The following is a 19,130-nucleotide window of genomic DNA, read 5'->3' as shown; positions in this document are numbered from 1 at the left end:
ATTTTAGCTAAAATATTATCCATGTGAATATAAATTGGTAAAAATTTTTTTATTATAACCTACCAATTGATATCATGGTTTCCATCTCTTTTTTAAACCCCCTATCTCCTGAGGGTAAAGATATAGTAAGGGAACTGGGAAGTTTTGAAGCGATATCACAGGACATTCCAGAGCTTAGAAATATTGTGACTCACAATCCATCCCAGGAGATAGTAGATGATGATGAAATACCCTCAAACTATCTGGAACTAGCTTTAAAAAGGATGGAATGGTATATCAAGAAGAAAAATGATAGAAATTTTAATGCTCGCAGATATTCCTTTTTAGCAGATCCTGCCATAACTAAATATGATGTCATTTCCTTCTACCTTTTATGCCAGGCTATTGGGGTTAAATTTGGACCTAATTCACGTGAAAACAGGGTTATGGTAGAAGCTCAAGGAGATCTAGTCCAAGAAAGGCTGAGTAAACTTCATGTTGATGAAGCTAGGATGATGGTGGAACAATCACTGCAATTGCTCCTGGCAGACGACCGGGTGCACTGGACTTTCTTTGAAGAGCTTCTCAGCTCACGCAAAATACAGCTCACAGATTTGATTCTCGACCAGGGAGAGTTAATTCTTGACCAGGAAGACTTCATCCAGAGATTCGGGCCAAAGATACAGCACAGAAACCCGCTGAGTATGTACCAGCTTCTTATAGGTGATGAACTTAAGGAAGTTATCATGGTTAAACTCATTATGCAGGCAACTGAGGATTATATTAAACAGGTTAATGAAAAGGCTCGGATTATGGTGGAACCCAATCCGATTTTACTGGAACTTGCTGATCAGTTGGCGGAAGTCTTATCTGAGCCTATGCAACGTTATGGGTATGGTTCAAATAGGGGTGGAGGAGGGCCTATGAAAATCGGGCCACTGAACCCTCTGGCGTTCCCACCGTGTGTGAAAACAGCCATGGAAGGTATCAAATCAGGGGGAAGGAACGATGCCATAGTACTGTTCATGACACCATTTATTTCCTATGCCCGTCTTTATCCCGATGTATTCCGGATGAATGTAACTAAAAGGGTATCAGATCAGGATCCTAACCTGGAAATTGTGGAAAATGAAATACTTCCCCTGATTTACGAGGCAGCAGAGAACTGTCAGCCTCCTTTATTCGATGACCAGCCTCAAGAAAAGGTTAACATTAATGCGAAACTCGGATTTGGGATGCACCCCTCACTTAAACTGGAACACGAGGGTGAAACAACTTGGTACACACCTATGAGTTGTGAGAAGATTAAACTACACCTTCCTCACCTCTGCAAACCGGATGATGTATGTAAAAAGATTGGAAATCCCCTGAGTTACTACAATAGGATGATGTGGGTGCTCGAACATCAGGAAAATGAAAATTCAGATGATGGAGAAGAAGATTCTAATTCTGGTATGGGGGCAGATTCTCTTTCTGATGTGGGGATGGATTCAGGTGATGAAAACTTGGGGGAGGAGTGAAATATGGATCTTAAACCTGCTAACCCCAATGAACGTCGTCAGTACTACAGAGAGGAGTGGAGTGTGAAGGATGTTCCTGATTTCATTCGCAAGTCTCTTATCCAGAGGGAATTCGGTTTTGACCATATGGGTCGTGGTCCCAATGATCGCTATCGGGTGTTCCAGAACATTGAATATTTAAGGAAATTCATGCGTTATCGGGCACCTTTCGCTGCCTACTCGTCTGTTGCCTTTTATCACAAACCAAGACGGAGAGATGGCTGGATAAAGGCAGAACTGGTTTTTGATGTGGATGCCAAGGATATACCCCTAAGGTCCTGTGGATGTGCTAATGTCTGTGAGATCTGCTTAGGCCAGGCCAAAGAAATAGTGCAGGGATTGGTTGACACTTTAAGCGGTGATCTGGGACTATCTGATATCCATATTGTTTATTCAGGTCGTGGTTACCATATCCGGGTGCAGGATGATCTGGTAACCCGTACAGACAGTGATGTGCGTAGTCAGGTGCTTAAATATATTGTAGGATCCGAGGTTCCTCGTAGTGAATACTCCCATGATGGTATGAAATACAACCTAGAACACTTTACTATTCCCTTTGCTTATCCGAAGGTATTCACTGACCGGGTAAAACAGGCAATATTATCCTTGGATCCCTCAATGGAACTTGATGGAGTAAATATGAAACTGATTAAAGATGCCATAAAACACCGCAGACTTTTAGAAAATGATCAGTGGGGTATTTTCCGGAAAAACATAGGACCCCAGAGATATGCCAAACTGGTAAAGGGCATAGCTTCCCTGAACCTCACTTTAGTAGATGCTAAAGTTTCTATAGATCTTAAAAGAATACTCAGACTCCCTTCTTCACTCCATTCAGGAGTAAGTATGAAATGCACCCTCATTAAGAATCTTGAGAGTTTTGATCCCTTTGAGGATGCTGTACCTAACTTCGTTTTTGAAAGAAAGGATTAAAATTAGATATATCTTTCTTTTTTAATTATTGGTTTATTTAAAATATTTTGATTACATTACCTTAACTTTTGGTAATAATACCTCGAACAACAATTTATCGAACCAATAATTCACCTTTATGAAGGTAATGGTACAGAAATTCCAGCAAGCCTTCTTCCACATTATCAGTATTTAAAACATCTGAAACATCATTTAATGCATAGTTTTTTAGGATTTCCTTTTTCAAATGTTTCCCTGCTCGGAAGCGGCTGATTCCATCTGGTTTAAGGATCCCGTGGATTAAGGAATCAACATCCTGATATCTACGTTTAGATAAAGTTTTCCACACATCACCCTCAATCCAGCTACTGTGATGCTTTTTAAGAAATTTCACTGTATTTTTTTTATCCCAGATGGATGGACCATTACGTTTTTTAAAGAGGGGTAGGCTCCAAGTGTTCATTTCCAGGAGGATAAAAACCTTTCTATTTCCATTTTCACCCCTATTACCCCTATTAACCCTATCTTTTTCAACTATCTGTGTAGTTTTGTCTTCAACATCTGCATTACTCCATGAATCGCTTCCCAAAACACTGAAATCCTCAGTTTCCAGGATCTTTACCAGTGATTTCTCTGTTTTCCTGATCTGGGGGTGCAGGGCATCTGAAGGGATATCTGGAGCAGGGAAGGTGAGAATGAGGCTGGTGGTTTCTCTCCGGTTGAACTCTTCTAGGATGTTTTTTCGGTTATAAACAACATCTTTGGGGTAGAAGTAAGATTTTTTAGGTTTTCTGAGGAAATTACATGATGCCAATACAAATTCTGACATCTTTTGAAGGGTTAGTGCAGCTGCAACATTCCTATTTTTATCAGTAGGGTCCACCACAACCAGGGGATCATTAAATTCATTTTCAGTCCCATAATTCATTAGATCAATATGGTAGCCGGGTTTCCATTCTTCCCAAGCTCCTTTGAGAACATCTAAAAAGGAACCATAATAAATCACCAGCAATTCACACAGGTAACCGGAAAATCCCCCTACCTTGAATTCTGATCCATAAGTTCCTACCATTTGCATGAAGCGTTTTAATAACCGAACCTCTTTTTCCTGGCTTTTTTTCAGATTTCTCATTACATAATCCGTGTGAAGAATGGTACGGTCAACTGCCGATTTCAACTCGCTTCCGTGTTTTATATCATAGCATGGAACGATATCTACTTGGAAACCTTTTATGGTCCCGGTTAAGTAAGGGTGTGATGCATAACGTTCTTCATAGGTCCCACCTGCTTCTTCAATGCACCTTCTGGCCAGTTCCAAACCCTTAATTTTTAGATCATCTAGAGATGTGCTTAAAGGGAATTTGATAAAGATATCAATATCCAAATCTTTACCACTGTCCTTGCTTATTATCCAGGTATTTTTAGCCACAGAACCAAGGAGAGTTGATTTAGCATTAATACCTTCTTTCTGAGCATTAATATCAATTATTTCCATTAAAGTGTGTGATAAATCATGAACTCTTTTTTCATCGTCCTTTGAAGGTTCAATATCCTCTAAAATCGTCTTAAAATCAATCAATTAGATACCTCGATCCTTTAAAATTTTTATTCAACTCTTAATTAACTGAAAACTTAATTAACTAACATCTTAATTCAAATTAAGTTATCCAATTCACTTCTTTATCCAGTTTATAAATTTAGTATAAATATTAGTATGAATATCGTATCAATATCTTCTTCAGATGTACACACATTAATGCACACACATTAGAAAAGCCATTCATTAAAATGATCAGATTGTTCATCAAATAAAGAATTCTTTAACATCGCTGTAGATTGGACCCGCCGGGGTAAGTTCACTCTTTTTCAACACCAGTTTGCCTACATTCATCTGACCAATTTCCACATCCTCCAAATCCTTGATTTTATCAGCCAGGAATTCCTTGTTATGGGCTCCTTTAATTCGGGCAATGGTGAGGTGTGGTATGTAGCTGCGCTCCTTTTTAAAGCCCATCTTCACAAATTCCTCATCCAAATCTTTCTGAAGTGCGGAAAAGTTACTGGGATCATCAACACCCAACCAGAGAACCCTCATATATCCGGGGTGGGGAAACACACCAGTTCCTTTGATATTCATGGTAAAATCCTGGTGATTTTCTAGTTTCTCCTGAGTAATATTGATGATATCTTCAGTCTGGGAAGAGTTTATTTCACCGAAGAATTTAAAGGTGAAATGCAAATTTTCTAGCTCCACTAACTTGAGTGGTGCGTCAGTTTTTATTAATTCCTTCTGAATTTTCTGTATTTTATAATGTAATCTGCTATCAACGTCCACTGCTAAAAATGCTCGCATTAAAATCACCTAGCTTCATACATGCAGGTTTTTTTTTTTAATCGATGATTTTTTCTCTTTTCAATGATTAATTTTAATGGAAATTTTCATAGTTCAATGTTTAAGAGCTTATTTACTTTATTTTTTCTTTTTTGACTTATTTTTTTGGTATTGAATTATTGGACCAACTCTTCTGTTAAATATTATTAAGCTAATTTATTTACTAATAAATAATAATATTTTACTATCAGATAATAAGATTTTTTATTCTATCTAAACTCTCCTGTGGAGTTTCAATGGTGTTTAGTAAATAAACATCCACTGAACTGAATAAATCGTGGAAGAAATTTTTCCGGATATTCATTTTACGCTCATCTCTAAGCAACTGGTGAGGATTGCAAAAATCCTTCTCTAACATAAAGTCTAGAGATTCTTGTACTTCCAGTTTGCGGAAGGGTGGATTTGACTTGTTTCTTTCAAGTAGTACCACTGTTTTAAGGGTGCTACTTTCCCGCACACGTCCATTAAATAAGGTGTTTACATCCGCTATCCCTCGACCCCGGTTGTCCAGTTTGACCCGGTTAACTTCATTGGAAAAATCCTTCCACACTTCTGCTAAATCATCACGTATATAGGAGTTCTTTTCTGATGAATAAATCACACTGGCATTCCCAAATAATCGGGTGAAGAACCAATCATCTGAAATGTAATTAAAATCTTCATATTGCAGCATTCCATAAGTTAAAGTCGTCTTTCCAGTTCCTGGAGGTCCAATAATGGCCATGGCATGTCCTCCATAATCCACTGCAGATCCATGAGTGGAGTAACGTCGGTGTTCTGAATGATATTCCTCGAAAAAGTCAGATATAGCTGCCAGGGCAATACTTTTAATCCAGCCATAATAGTCGCAATTTTTGATTATACAGGTTCTGGAAATAGGTTCATATAATACCCGAAGTTCCCCACCATCTTCCACTGAGAAAATCTTGGCATGGGGTCGGATATCTTCATTCATGAACTTGAAGTTATCCTCCCATTCTTCTTTAAATTCCTCATTATCAGTTAAAAGTTTAACGCAAGCACCGTGAATATTGGCCTTTCGTTCATATAGAACTTTCCCGTTAAGATCAAGAAACATTTCTTCCTTTTCACTGGGAGTTATTATCACTACCTCATAATCTAACATGCTATCTCCACCAGGGTTTATTATTACAATGATTGATTATATTTATTTCTGTATTATTAGGAAATGATTCATTTCATTTTGGATTTTAAAGATATATCTAGCTCAATTCTTAAAAATCGTTATTTATATGCGAATTGATTCTGTTTCTGTCTCTCTCGGTGCATTTTTGAGCCTGTATCCAGTCACAACACATGATGCTTTTTTTTCTCCTCAAATCTTTCGCCATCCTTTAAAGGATCTGCAGTACTGACAGCCACAGATTTTTCTGCATCAAGACCTTCAGATTGGCCAAGCAACGCCTGGGCATCTATTATTTCACAATTAGAAACTGTTTTTTGCAAATCCTCCAGATTCCCTATGGCCTGCAATTCCTTTGAATCTTCTTTAATTTTTTATTTAATCATTTAATTCTCCATATTGCAAATTTTCTTCTTACTTTAATCGGTTCTATCTTTATCTTTGTATGGAAAACCCCTTGCAGGTGATGGTTTGAGTATTTCCACAGCATCAGCTCTTAAAAAGGCATTAACCGTGGCACTCAGGGAGCAGAGTGTCCCGATACCTTCAGCTATTCTAGTTTTATCTTTCAAAATATGGGCTGTGAGGTAATTTTCAATTTTAAGTCTTTCTTCAACACCAATGTTTTGCATGCGTTCCAGGATAACATTTCCCAGGGCACCCATAGTCTTCCCAGTCCAGCAGTGTTTTAATGGACAGAAATCACAGTAATTTTTAAAAAGAAGATTCCATTTCCTATTTCCGAAACCAGCAGCTATTTCTGCTCTAACTGTAGCATAGGCAATGCAGCAACCCCAGTTCATTCCTATTATTTCATTACCTTTAAGTATGTAGGAATATACTCTTCTGTTCTTCCATTCAACACGATTAGTAATTCCCTGTTCATATTTAAAGAGTCCTGTGTTGTTCATGCCTTCTAATTCATTAGTAACTCTTTCTTTCAAATCCTTATTGCGAGAAATAGATATGTTAACTGCACAAATAGGACAGAAACCAGTTACTGCTTCAGATATTAACTCACCATACCTGTTGTAAAGAGATGCGCCAATTCCCAAGCCTTTACGAGCGATCACCACCCTTCCACCATCCTGCCAGACGATGCTTATGGCTTTAGCTGCAGGTGTGACGCATCTACCATAACCAAAAATATCAGAAACACTTTTACGATCTTTAGAATTAGTTAAGAGTTTTTTAAGACTTTTAGCTGCAGGTTCGGGTAATAAACCAGCATCTATTTCCGCAGCCAGAATTGAGGGAGCCCATACCAGATCCACTCCTTCACCAATAACCTCCCGGTTATCATCAATTATTTGGGCTATAGTTCCACCAGGTACTTCATAGGAAATAGCCTGCCCTCCTGCTTCAGATATGTTCTTTAGGGTTAGATGACATATACCACAGGCCCCTTCATGGGGATTGAGATCCTTTTTAACTCCCTCAACTACAATGGATTTGAAATCCATAATCTCCCTCTTAAACCTCGACTTAATGTATAAAGTTTACCATAGAATTAATGAGGAATAGGAAATAGATAAAAATGAAAAGCTTTTCAATGGGATGAATAGGGAAGTTTGGGGAAAAAAAATTCCCTCTACTCTAAATATAATTACTTTTCGATAATACTTTCTTCAATAGCCATTCCAAAGTGTCGGGCGTTGGGATCAAGATATATCATAATTTTATCCCCTAATTTCAGTTCAGCCACGGAGATGGGTTTCCCATCTTCTGTAACCAGGCGAATGGTCTCAGCATTCTGAAGGAGGGTGCGCAATACTATTCCTTCATGTTCTGCTTCCACCAGCATTAAGGGTCGTTTTTCGATTTTCACCCGTCCCACTATGGCTACCTTGGTGTTGCCCTCTTTGTCAACAGTGAGTACCTCATCCCCGGTTTCCAGTTCTGAGAGGTACTTAGTCTTGTTACCCGGGGTCATGACATACGCATGCACTGGGCCAGCATTAACCCTGAATGGCCTTGATGCCACATATTCACTTTCCATGGATTCACTGTGCACTAGGAACAGTCCCTGGGAGTAAGATCCCACCAGCATACCTTCACCTAATTGCATCATGGAACAGGTGTCCACACAAACCCGGTCTCCAATACCCACAGGTTCTACCTTGGTGACAGTGGCAGGTTTTAAATGGTAGCTTTCAGTCTTGATTTTTTCAATTAAATCAGCCACCTTTTTTATCTGGCTGATTTCAGTGGGACATAACAGAATTCCATCAGTTCCGTGTTCCATGGTTTCCAGGGCGAGTTTTGCTTCATCATAGTCTGCTACTGCGGCTATGATTTGAACTTTCTCTTTCTGCAGGTCGGCAATCAAGTTTTCCAGGGGTATGACCTTCCAGTCACGACCCATTAGTATGAGATAATCTGCATCTTTTCCCAGAAGGGCTGCCAGTTGTTCGTGTTTTTTACTGGTGATTTCCACATAGGCAGCAACTTTTTTATTTATCCTTTTCAGTCTTTTAACCGCTGCTAGATCTTTTGATTCTGATAGATCATCAGGGATTCTGAGTGTTCCGTCTCCTTCACTGTTTCTACCAATCATTACAATGTCAGAACCCTCAGTATCTGAGATGAGTTTCACATTCCCCAGCCTGCGGATGTTATCTGTATCTGTGAAGTCTACAATATGATCCATTCCCGATTCCAGGGCGGTGGTGATAAATTGCTTCTTTTTATCCCACACATTGCCTTCAGCCATTATCCATGCAAATTTCATAACTTTAACCTTCTAAGATTATCTTCATAATAGTAGAATTCTTCATAATAGTAAAATTGGTGGATTTTTAAAAATTTTGAAGTGATATAAATTAATCACTGTATTTGGTTGTTTATTGGCTGTTAATTATTTTAAGAGCTTCATCCACTTCCAGGTTATTGTGAACAATCTCAGCAATGGCTCGGGTGGTTTTTTGAGGGGATGGTGCTTGGAAAATATTCCTGCCTATTGCTACACCAGCTCCACCAACATCAACTGCGTTTTTAACCATCTCCAACAATTCCCGGTCGGTTTCTACCCGGGGGCCTCCGGCAATAACCAGGGGTACGGGACATCCATCAATTACTTCTTTGAAGGTTTCTGGGTCTCCAGTGTAGTTGGTTTTAATGATGTCTGCTCCCAGTTCAGCACCGGCACGAGATGCCAGTTTCACCACATCAGCGTGGTGTTCATCATCAATTTTCTTACCACGAGGGTACATCATAGCAATTAGGGGCATGCCCCAGTCATCACATATTTCAGCAATGCTTCCCAAGTGCATTAACATTTCAGGTTCCATCTCGGATCCCACATTCACATGCACAGAAACTGCGTCTGCTCCCATCTGAATAGCTTTTTCTACTGAAGTCACCAGCACCTTATGATCTGGATCTGGTCCCAAGGCGGTGCTGGCAGAAAGGTGGATTATGAGTCCAATATCTCTTCCGTAACCTCGGTGTCCAGTGCCAACCATTCCTTTGTGCATTATAACTGCATTAGCACCGCCACTCGCCACTTCATCAATGGTTTCGGCCATTTTTATTATTCCATCCACAGGTCCTATGGAAACACCATGATCCATAGGTACGATTACACATCGCCCTGTCTTTCGGTTGATTATCCTTTCGATCCTGATTTTTTTTCCTATCATGAACACCCTCCATGTTAAACTTTAGGAGACCAGAGTTTTAGTTCTTTTAATCTAGTTGGTATTCCATCATCTCCACAGGACTCCAGCCACCCCTCTTCAGATCTGATGATCTCAGAACTTGTTGCTGAGTGAAGGAAATCTAAAAGTCCTCTATTTCTAATTATGGTGTCACGAGGTTTTAAAGTTGATGACCAAATGAAGAATACTTTAAAGGTAGTGTCTGGATAGTAACCTCCACCCAGATCAACTGATAAAACATCACAACCTCCTAATTCCTTAACCATTACAGAAACTTGTTCCAGGGTTTCGTGAAGCCTCACATCACACTTCATAAAAATGATTGAGGCCTGTTCTTCATTCATGAGTTCCTGTAACTTCTTTTGAGACTGGGGACTTTTATCAATTGAGATAATATGTCCTTTTGGTGCCATCTGGGAAATAATCCTAGTTGAATTACCCACATGACAGCCCAGTTCCACAACTACATCATTTTCTCTTATAGTATCTTTCAAAACTTCCCTATAAACTTTAATATCGTAAACAATTTTTATCATATGCCATCACCATCCAGGGACCATTAAATGTAATTTTTTATTGCATTCATTGAATTTTATTAGAAGTTTTATTAGAATATTGAAATTCTTTACCATGAGGAGTTTTATATCAATATTTCATTAGTTTTAATCTTTGAACATTATAAGCTACTATTAACGTCTTTTTTATTACCAAAAAATGAATCATATTGCTTGGAATAACAATTAATAATCTGAATTGTTAGCTTTTTTCTAGAGTCAGTTCTTATCTTAAAATATTCTTATCTAAAAATTAATATATTGAATAAACAATAATATTATTGAAAGGCTTGCAAGGTGTTTAAAATCATTTTAAACTCATTTCCTCAGAGGAGGAATTAGTTATGACAGAAGAACGGGAAGAGTTAGAAAAAAGGGTTGATGAACTTTACAAGGAAAGAATCAGTCTTGAGGAAGAGATCAACAATCTAAACATTCTTAAAATAGAAAAATTGAAATCTATTAATGAGGAATTAGAGAAAAAATCTGAATGGATGGATAAAGAACGTATAAAAGCCATTAAAGAACGGGATAATCTCTCACGTAAGGTGCGTCATTCCAATGAAAAAACCTGGAAAAATGCACTGAAAATGGTTTCTATACTAGGACTTCTGGATCTGGTATTAATTCCTTTACTGGTCACCCTTCTGGGAATACCTTTACAGTGGATATTTGTATCAATAGGACTGGTAACCTTCCTGGGCATGATGTTAATAGTAAATTATATGTCTGGAACATCCCCCTTTAACACCGGGGAGATTAGAAAAGCATTAACTGTTTCTTTGATAACAGTTTATCTTGCTTTCGTACCACTTATGGCCTTTGGAATGGTTGCTGTTCCTATAGGTTTAGGGACATCTGCCCAGTCTGTGGTTACCAATTTCAGCTGGTTAATTGCCGTGGTGATTATTCTTTACTTCAGCACCCGTCCAATTGAAGATTATATTAAAAAAATGTAAAAAAATGTAATTATAAGAGTGTAACAAGCATATTTTAAAAAAATACTACTTTAGAAGCTAGAAATAAATTTAAATAAATTTATATTTCTTTTCTTTTTTAAGACTCATTTAAATCATGACTTGTTTGCACATGACTAGTTTTCTGAAGCACTTTTTCCAGCAACATAACCCGTTGAAAAAGCTTGCTGAAGATTATAACCACCACTTCTGCCACAGCCAGATATTATCTCACCTGCAAAGTATAATCCAGAAATTATTTTTGATTCCATAGTTTTAGGATTAATTTCCTTTTTAGAAACACCACCGCAGGTGACCATGGCTTTTTCCAGGGCAATATGTCCATTAATGGTAACTGGCAGTCCCTTTAATGTTTCCTGCACCATTAATCTCTCTTTTCTATTTATCTGGTTTAACTTTTTACCAGGATTTATGGATAAAATCTCCAAAACTGGTTCAATGGCACTGTTGGGAAAATAGTATTTAAAATAATTTTTAATGGATTTTTTACTATTCGTTTGAAAATCCCTTACGAGCTGTGATTTCAGTTGTTCTGGACTCAGATCAGGTTTAAAATCAATATAAAGTTTTAAATCTCCATGTTTGTCCATAAGCTCTACAATCTCATTACTTCTATCAAGAATTACAGGTCCTGAGATGCCGAAATGTGTTAAAAGGAGATCTCCGCGTTCAATGGACAAAATTTTACCTCCATATCCGATTTTCAATCCCACATCTTTCAGGGTAATCCCCTTTAAATCATGCACCCATTTTTCACGAACTTTAAGTGGAACACCTCCCGGTTTAATATCAGTTATATGATGACCCAGCAATTCAGCAACAGCCAACCCATCACCGGTAGAACCAGTAAAGCCATAAGTCACACCTCCTGTGGCCAGGATAACGTTATGTGCAGTTATGAACCTATCACGTGTTGAAGAAATCTTAAAAACCTTGGAAACCTTTTGAACGTGTTTTAAGCGATAATTATAAAGAACTTCAACATCTGATTCATCTAAAACTTTTTTCAAAACATCCACCACAGATTGTGCGTTTTGAGTGATGGGGAATACTCTTCCATTTTCATCCTCTGTGAGTTCCAAGCCCTGATTTTGGAAAAAATCCATTAAATTATAATTTGAAAATATGGTGAATGCATCACGATAAAATGATCCTCTCCTACCAAACTTCTCTAGGAAAACATTAAGTTCGGCAGTGTTAGTGAGATTACATCTACCATTACCTGTTAAAAGAAGTTTATGGCCAATGCTATCATTCCTTTCAATGAGGAGGACTTTTTTTCCCAGTTGCGCTGCGCAGATTGCTGCCATGCACCCGGCAGGTCCTGCTCCAATCACTGCTACGTCATATATCATTTTTTCCGTACTCTATAAACGTACTCTATAAAGAATTTAGTTCATGCTCGTAAGGATTTATTCATGAATTTTTCTACATGAAGATTTTTTTCCATGATCTCTATGATGTTTTAACAATCAATGATGATTTTAACAACCTTTATGATTGATTTTAGCATTTGTCGATTTTTAAGGGGTAAAATATTATTAGAGCGGATGGTAATTGTTAGCTGTTGTTTTACTGTCAAAAAATTTACTGTCAAAGAAAAAAGGGGATAATAATAATCTTCATCAATAAAAAAATGATCATAAAAAAATGGGTATTGATGGTTATCACTTCATGGTTGAATCATGGAGTCAACCTTCGCCTATCTCTGGGGAATAAGACGGTTTCCCGGATGTTTTTCATTCCAGTGAGGCACATAGTGAATCTTTCAGCTCCCAGACCCCATCCAGCATGTGGCGGCATACCATACTCAAAGGCAGCGAGGTAACGCTGGAAAGAATCAGGATTCAGTCCCTGCCTTTTGATTCTATCCACTAAAAGGTCGTGCTGGTGCACCCTGGTAGCTCCAGAGGAGATTTCCAAATCTTTGAACATAAGATCGAAAGCATAACTCTTCTCAGGTTCATCTTCATGGGGTAAGACGTAAAAGGGTTTAATGTCACTGGGCCAGTTGTTGATGAAGTAATATCCATCCATAACCTCCCCCAGAGCCTTTTCAGCGGCGCGGGAAAGATCTTCTCCATGTCGGAGCGGCACTCCCTTGGAATTAACAATGTCAATGACTTCATCATATTCCAGGCAAGGGAAGGGTAGTTCAGGAACTTCCAATTCTACACCAATATCTTCCAGTTCTGCCTGGCAGTTTCTTTTAACCTCTTTAATGGCATTGTGCACCAGGTTTTCCAGGAGTTTCATGGCATCTTTCTGGTCAGCAAATGCCATTTCCACATCAATGGAGATAACCTCGTTAAGATGGCGGAGGGTGTCATGTTCCTCAGCCCTGAAGATAGGTGCTATTTCATATACTTTATCCAGTCCAGTAGCCATCATCATCTGCTTGTACAACTGGGGACTTTGACCCAGGAAGGCTTCCCTTTCAAAGTAGGTAATGGGGAATAGTTCAGTACCTCCCTCAGTGGCCGAACCCACTAATTTGGGGGTGTTAATTTCCAGAAAACCCTTATATTCAAGGAAAACTCTGACAGAATGTAACATGGCACTTTTTATCTTGAATATGGCACTAACTCCATGTTTTCTCATATCCAGGAAGCGAGAATCAAGTCTGGTGTCAATTTCAGCTTTCACCTTCTCGGTAGGATCAAGGGGCAGTGGTTGTTGTGAGTTGTTTAGTAATTTAATTTCCACAGGTATTACTTCAACTCCTCCTGGTGCTTTATTTGACCCTTGAACAGTTCCTTTAATTGCCAGAACGGATTCTTTACGTAGTTTACGGATCTGTTCAAATAATTGGGAATCAATTTTTTTGCTGGGAGCAGTAATCTGCGTGATACCATCCCGATCCCTTAAAAGGACGAATATGATCCCTCCCAAATCACGTATTTCATGAACCCAACCCATGAGGGTTACTGACTCGCCATCCATATTATCGTCAAGTTCTTTTGAGTAATGTGTTCTTCTCCAATCTCCTAATAATTCTGTCATATTTAATTCTCCTCAAGAATTGATATGTAAGTACATTTGATCTGTTTCAACATCTGTCTTTATTCAAAATCACATTTACATTACAAAACTAATTAGATAATAATTAAAATTATACTAATTAATAATATATAGAATGTTTATGTGAATATAGGTATTAGAATTAGAAATAAATTCTAATCATGAGATTATTAATTCATTTTCATAATGCTGTAACACTATATGATTGTAGTCTAATTTAATAATTATTTTAATTTAATATATTAATTCTCCCCTTTTCTATCTTCTTACTTACTATCACTTTAACTCCATTAGCAGCATATCTCATAATCACAGATTTTCTTTTTGTCTTTTAAGTGACTTTTTGTCTTTTAAGTGATCATCAATTATTTTTTTTCTAAACGCCTTCTAAATGATTCAGCATGAGCGTATAATCCTTCATATTCTGCTAAAGGAATTACCACATCTTTAAGATTATCTAAACCCTTTTTGGAAATTCTTTGTACTGTGGGTTTTTTAATGAAGGATTCGGTGGATAATCCCGAGTACATCCGTGCACAGAAGGAAGTGGGTAGAACATGATTGGTCCCTGATCCATAGTCACCAGCTGCTACTGGTGTTAAATTACCTAGGAATATGGATCCTGCATTATTTATTTCGGAAACAAGATTATCGGGGTCTTTCGTCATGATGATAAGATGTTCTGGTGCATATTCATTGGAGAAATCTATGGCTTCTTTAAGACTTTTAACCCGTACAATTAATCCATTTTCACTAAGAGATTCTTCGATAATCTTTTTCCTTTTCATTTGGGGAAGTTCAATTTTTATTTGATCTAAAACTGCATTTGCCAGTTGTGATGATGTGGTAACCAATACTGATGCAGCCTGAGGGTCGTGCTCAGCCTGAGCCAGAAGATCCAGTGCAATATATTCTGGATTGGCAGTTTCATCAGCAATTATTAGCACTTCAGAAGGTCCAGCTGGAAAATCAATATCCACCTGGCCGTATACCATTTTTTTAGCAGCAGTTACGAATACGTTACCCGGTCCAACAATCTTATCCACAGAAGGAATGGTTTCAGTACCATAGGCCATGGCAGCTATGGCTTGCGCTCCTCCCACTTGGTAAACTTTATCTGCACCTGCCAGATATGCTGCAGCCAGTACTATATCTTCCACTTTACCCTCTGGTCCTGGTGGAGTGCAGCAGATAATTTCTTCAACCCCTGCTACTTTGGCAGGTATAACAGTCATAAGGATGCTTGAAGGGTAAACTGCCCTTCCTCCAGGTATATAACAGCCTACCTTTTGCAATGGACGAATGATCTGTCCAGCAGTTACTCCAGCTTCAACTTCAATGGACCAGTCTTTAATTAATTGTGCCTGGTGGAATTTCCTGATGTTAGATGATGCTTTTGAAAGACTCTCAGCTATTCTTTTGTCAATTTTTCCGAAACTCTCCTTAAGATCATTTTCACTCACCAGAAAGTCCCTTAATGTAATCCCATCAAATTTTTCCGTGTAATGGAGTAATGCTTCATCTTTTTTATTTATCACATCAATTACAATTTCTTTAACAGTATCCATAACTGATTCTGCATCAATTTGTGACCTCTGTAATAGATTCATTCTATTTTTGTCATTAATTTCTACGATTTTCATTTTCATAACCAGCGAATGTTATTAATCAGTTTTTTATCAGTGATAATATTGTTGGGGGATGTTATTTTTGTTCATCTTTTGAGAGTCAAAACCTTTATTTGCAATTAAGATAAACAATTATTTACCCACTATACTCAGAGTGTAATTATATACTATCAACAGCACTTTAATACTTTTTATCTTGTGCTTATGGATGTTTCTGGGTATAGCTTTTGGTACAAAGTTATATATGCCTGTTGGTTGAATCATAATTACTTAAATTGTAGGTGTCTGGTAGATATGTACAAGGATGAGCTTATACAGTTACATCAATTTTTAGTATACGTTTTAAAGCATCTGGACCATGAGTATGAGGTAAAAGATGAGTGTAAGGAGTATCTGTGCCTTAACATCAGCCCTCATCACATACACCGCACCAAGGCTGAACATAAATATGCTATTTTTGTATTGTCAAATTCTATTTCTGAGATCATTGCTGCCAACAATGGGGGAAGTTCTTCTAACATTTCCAACGGCCTCTCAGAACTAGTTAAGCGGTCCAAAAAAGAACTAATCAAATATCAGAACGAAGATGCTTTAACTGTAGAAAAAATTTCCATGTAAGACAAAATTATTGATCCCCTGGCTGGTGATGACATATGAGTGGTTTATTGAAGATGGTATGCTTAATTGATGGTGAACATTATCTTCCAGTTACCAAATCCGCGTTGAATACCCTCGACAGCCTAGAACACATTGAACTGGTTGCTGCTGTTTTTATAGGAGGCACTGAGAAACTAAGAGATGCTTCACCTGAATCAATCGGTGAAAAACTCGGAGTTAAAGTTTATTTTGAATCAGATCATGATAAAATACCTTACCATCTAATTGTGCAGGTTGCTGTTGATCACCAGGCCGATGTGGTAATGGACCTCAGTGATGAGCCGGTAGTTGATTATTCCCAAAGATTCAAGATTGCATCCTTGGTGCTGGAGAAAGGCATCCTCTATGAAGGTCCTGATTTCTCATTCCAACCCTTAGGGGAACATGATGTTCTCCAAAAACCATCCCTGAAAATTTTAGGAACAGGTAAAAGAATTGGGAAAACTGCAGTCTCAGCTTATGCTGCACGATTAATTCACCGTGAAAAATACAATCCCTGTGTGGTGGCTATGGGTCGTGGAGGTCCGGAAGAACCGGAGATTGTGAGAGGTGATCAGATTGAGATCACTCCCCAGTACCTCATGGAACAGTCAGAAAAAGGTGTTCATGCAGCATCTGATCACTGGGAAGATGCTCTCATGAGTCGTATCCTTACCATTGGATGCCGTCGTTGCGGTGGGGGGATGGTAGGTCAGGTTTTCATTACCAATATGAAACAGGGAGCCCTTAAGGCTAACCAGGTTGATGCTGATTTTGTAATAATGGAAGGTAGTGGAGCTGCCATACCACCCATAAAAACCAACAGACACATTGTACTCATAGGGGCTAATCAGCCCATAATTAACATCGAAAAATTCTTCGGACCTTATCGGATACGAATGGCAGATCTGGCTGTCATCACCATGTGTGAGGAGCCCATGGCCAGTCCAGAGAAGGTGGAACGCATAGAAAAATTCATCAAACAACTCAATCCAGAGGCCACAGTAATACCCACAGTATTTCGACCCAAACCCCTGGAATCCGTGAAGGGCAAAAAGGTTTTATTTGCTACCACAGCCCCGGATTCCATTAAAGATGTATTGATAAAAGACCTTCAGGAAGAACACGGATGTACTGTAGTGGGAACCACACCATACTTATCTAACCGTCCCCTGCTTCAGAAGGATATTGAAAAATATATTGATGAAGTGGATGTCATGCTCACTGAACTTAAGGCTGCTGCCGTGGATGTGGCCACCAAGGATGCGCTGGAAGCAGGATTGGAAGTTGTCTACTGTGATAACATTCCCCTGGCAATTCGTGAAGATGATGATCTGGATTCTGCTATAATTGATGTGGTTGATAAAGCCATAGCAGACTACCAAACTAAATAAAAGGATTTATATTCCTATTTTTTCCAGTTTTCTATTTTTATTCTCCATAAAAAGCTATAAAAAATATTATCAATTCCCCTATTATGGTTTAAATTGATTAAAATCTCCAATCATGATGTGATATTTTGAACATACCTGAATACACTGCTCGAGAATATGATGTTTTAGAATATGATAAACTCAAAAAACAGCTTTCTTTTAATTTGATTGAGAAAAAAGCCATTAAAAGCCTCAATATCCAACCTGATGCTTTTATTCCGGTATTGTTCTCTCTTAAATTTGGAGGTGACTGGAGTTTTAAAACCAATAGATTAGAAGCAATGGCAGTCAAAGAGAAGATTACCCGTTACAATGAAGAACTTAGTCAGGGTTACACTCTGGAGAAAGTCACTCTTTTTATCAACCCTCAAGTAATATCCACTGAAGGTAAGGTTCTGAGGCTGGAGAAATGTGGGAATAAGAATGAACGTGAACTGGTGGAGAGACCTTTCCGGGTGAAAATGGATGCTGAGGATATTATACTGGCAGAACTTAATCCTGGATCCATGGAGATAAGACTTAAACGAATAAGGGGGCCATTGAGTTTTGAGGGATCAGCAGCATATGGAATTTCCCATGAGATGGAGCACCTTGCCGGGTGTGAACACACTGGAAGATATATCTGGGAGTTCAAATATAAATTTGAAGATTAGACTTGAAGATGAATTATAATTATGGGTAAAATTTAATTTTTGTAAATTTCTGAGCGGAATAGCTCACTGATGGATTTAAAAAATGAATATCAAAAATAAAATTTGGTTAACTATGGAAATATTTTATCATATTAAAAAATTGACCATTAGGAACCATTAGGAATTAATTATAGGATTTTTTCTATCCAGGATATAGCTTCTTGCCAAAAGTCTCCCTTTTCTGGATTTTACCGTCTTCTCCATGAATAAATACTTCCACATTATAACGTCTACCTTCTTCCTCAGCAAATTCAATAGCTTCCTCTTTAGTGTTAAAATGTCCCGAAGCTTTAACAGCTCCATCTCTTTTTACATCCCAACCCCCTTTTTTACCTGCAATTACATGTAAATTAGCTGCCATAAAATTTCACCTCTTTAATTATCTTTGCTAATCGTACTATTTCAATAATATGTATTATATAGGGTGTTAGATTTAATGTGATAATCTAGGCATTTTTAACTGATTTTTTTGCTTAAATTTGCGTGTATTATAGTTGGTTTATAAAAGTACATTTCCAAATCTTTTTATATTAATTTTAAAGGG

At 38.0% G+C, this 19,130-nt stretch carries 18 protein-coding genes; 6 read left to right on the top strand and 12 right to left on the bottom strand.

From position 1 onward, the window contains the following. The first annotated feature begins 74 nt into the window (after positions 1 to 74). Positions 75 to 1,499: a DNA primase gene (locus tag HVN35_08420; protein NYB52565.1), complete on the top strand. Its 1,425-nt coding sequence runs from the start codon at positions 75 to 77 to the stop codon at positions 1,497 to 1,499. 3 nt (positions 1,500 to 1,502) lie between these two features. Continuing rightward, positions 1,503 to 2,471 (top strand): DNA primase catalytic subunit PriS, encoded by a 969-nt coding sequence (gene priS, locus HVN35_08415; GenBank protein ID NYB52564.1) that lies wholly within the window; start codon positions 1,503 to 1,505, stop codon positions 2,469 to 2,471. A gap of 94 nt (positions 2,472 to 2,565) precedes the next feature. Here the strand turns inward: priS and cca are convergent, their stop codons facing one another. The 8 genes from cca to HVN35_08375 all read right to left on the bottom strand — a co-directional run bounded on the left by cca (position 2,566) and on the right by HVN35_08375 (position 10,181). Next, a complete protein-coding gene (gene cca / locus HVN35_08410; protein NYB52563.1) occupies positions 2,566 to 4,029 on the bottom strand; it encodes a CCA tRNA nucleotidyltransferase in 1,464 nt (487 codons plus the stop codon). A 225-nt stretch (positions 4,030 to 4,254) separates the two neighbouring features. Further along, positions 4,255 to 4,803 (bottom strand): RNA 2',3'-cyclic phosphodiesterase, encoded by a 549-nt coding sequence (gene thpR / locus HVN35_08405; protein ID NYB52562.1) that lies wholly within the window; start codon positions 4,801 to 4,803, stop codon positions 4,255 to 4,257. Positions 4,804 to 5,029: 226 nt separating this feature from the next. Beyond that, positions 5,030 to 5,968 (bottom strand): hypothetical protein, encoded by a 939-nt coding sequence (locus tag HVN35_08400; GenBank protein NYB52561.1) that lies wholly within the window; start codon positions 5,966 to 5,968, stop codon positions 5,030 to 5,032. 182 nt (positions 5,969 to 6,150) lie between these two features. Then, on the bottom strand, positions 6,151 to 6,336 hold the full coding sequence (locus HVN35_08395; protein NYB52560.1) for a hypothetical protein: 186 nt from the start codon (positions 6,334 to 6,336) through the stop codon (positions 6,151 to 6,153). Between the two features lie 69 nt (positions 6,337 to 6,405). Beyond that, positions 6,406 to 7,449, bottom strand: coding sequence for a hypothetical protein (locus HVN35_08390; protein NYB52559.1), 1,044 nt, complete (start codon positions 7,447 to 7,449; stop codon positions 6,406 to 6,408). Positions 7,450 to 7,592: 143 nt separating this feature from the next. Then, entirely contained in the window at positions 7,593 to 8,717 is a 1,125-nt protein-coding gene (locus HVN35_08385) for a 3-dehydroquinate synthase II (protein ID NYB52558.1), read from the bottom strand. A gap of 112 nt (positions 8,718 to 8,829) precedes the next feature. Then, entirely contained in the window at positions 8,830 to 9,627 is a 798-nt protein-coding gene (locus tag HVN35_08380) for a class I fructose-bisphosphate aldolase family protein (GenBank protein NYB52557.1), read from the bottom strand. A 14-nt stretch (positions 9,628 to 9,641) separates the two neighbouring features. After that, positions 9,642 to 10,181: a class I SAM-dependent methyltransferase gene (locus tag HVN35_08375; GenBank protein ID NYB52556.1), complete on the bottom strand. Its 540-nt coding sequence runs from the start codon at positions 10,179 to 10,181 to the stop codon at positions 9,642 to 9,644. Between the two features lie 362 nt (positions 10,182 to 10,543). On the opposite strand from HVN35_08375, the gene HVN35_08370 reads away from it, so the two are divergent. Next, positions 10,544 to 11,158, top strand: coding sequence for a hypothetical protein (locus tag HVN35_08370; protein ID NYB52555.1), 615 nt, complete (start codon positions 10,544 to 10,546; stop codon positions 11,156 to 11,158). Between the two features lie 134 nt (positions 11,159 to 11,292). Here HVN35_08370 and HVN35_08365 read toward each other — a convergent pair whose 3' ends face one another. The 3 genes from HVN35_08365 to hisD form a co-directional block, all read right to left on the bottom strand. Next, complete coding sequence (locus HVN35_08365) at positions 11,293 to 12,531, bottom strand: NAD(P)/FAD-dependent oxidoreductase (GenBank protein ID NYB52554.1); 1,239 nt, start codon at positions 12,529 to 12,531, stop codon at positions 11,293 to 11,295. A gap of 328 nt (positions 12,532 to 12,859) precedes the next feature. Next, entirely contained in the window at positions 12,860 to 14,179 is a 1,320-nt protein-coding gene (gene aspS, locus HVN35_08360) for an aspartate--tRNA(Asn) ligase (protein NYB52553.1), read from the bottom strand. A 383-nt stretch (positions 14,180 to 14,562) separates the two neighbouring features. After that, on the bottom strand, positions 14,563 to 15,840 hold the full coding sequence (gene hisD / locus HVN35_08355) for a histidinol dehydrogenase (GenBank protein NYB52552.1): 1,278 nt from the start codon (positions 15,838 to 15,840) through the stop codon (positions 14,563 to 14,565). 279 nt (positions 15,841 to 16,119) lie between these two features. On the opposite strand from hisD, the gene HVN35_08350 reads away from it, so the two are divergent. From HVN35_08350 to HVN35_08340, 3 genes are all read left to right on the top strand, one after another. Then, positions 16,120 to 16,443 carry a UPF0058 family protein gene (locus tag HVN35_08350; GenBank protein ID NYB52551.1) on the top strand — a complete coding sequence of 108 codons (324 nt, stop codon included), beginning with the start codon at positions 16,120 to 16,122 and terminating at the stop codon, positions 16,441 to 16,443. Between the two features lie 35 nt (positions 16,444 to 16,478). Further along, complete coding sequence (locus tag HVN35_08345) at positions 16,479 to 17,855, top strand: 2,3-diphosphoglycerate synthetase (GenBank protein ID NYB52550.1); 1,377 nt, start codon at positions 16,479 to 16,481, stop codon at positions 17,853 to 17,855. Between the two features lie 131 nt (positions 17,856 to 17,986). Beyond that, positions 17,987 to 18,547 (top strand): ATP-dependent zinc protease, encoded by a 561-nt coding sequence (locus HVN35_08340; GenBank protein NYB52549.1) that lies wholly within the window; start codon positions 17,987 to 17,989, stop codon positions 18,545 to 18,547. Positions 18,548 to 18,728: 181 nt separating this feature from the next. On the opposite strand, the gene HVN35_08335 is transcribed toward HVN35_08340, so the two are convergent. After that, entirely contained in the window at positions 18,729 to 18,947 is a 219-nt protein-coding gene (locus tag HVN35_08335; protein NYB52548.1) for a DUF2188 domain-containing protein, read from the bottom strand. Positions 18,948 to 19,130 lie beyond the last annotated feature (183 nt).

This window comes from Methanobacteriaceae archaeon, from assembly GCA_013403005.1.
GTDB lineage: Archaea > Methanobacteriota > Methanobacteria > Methanobacteriales > Methanobacteriaceae > Methanobacterium.
The sequence above is the reverse complement of the archived record's forward strand: the minus strand, read 5'-3'. Positions and strand labels throughout refer to the sequence as shown.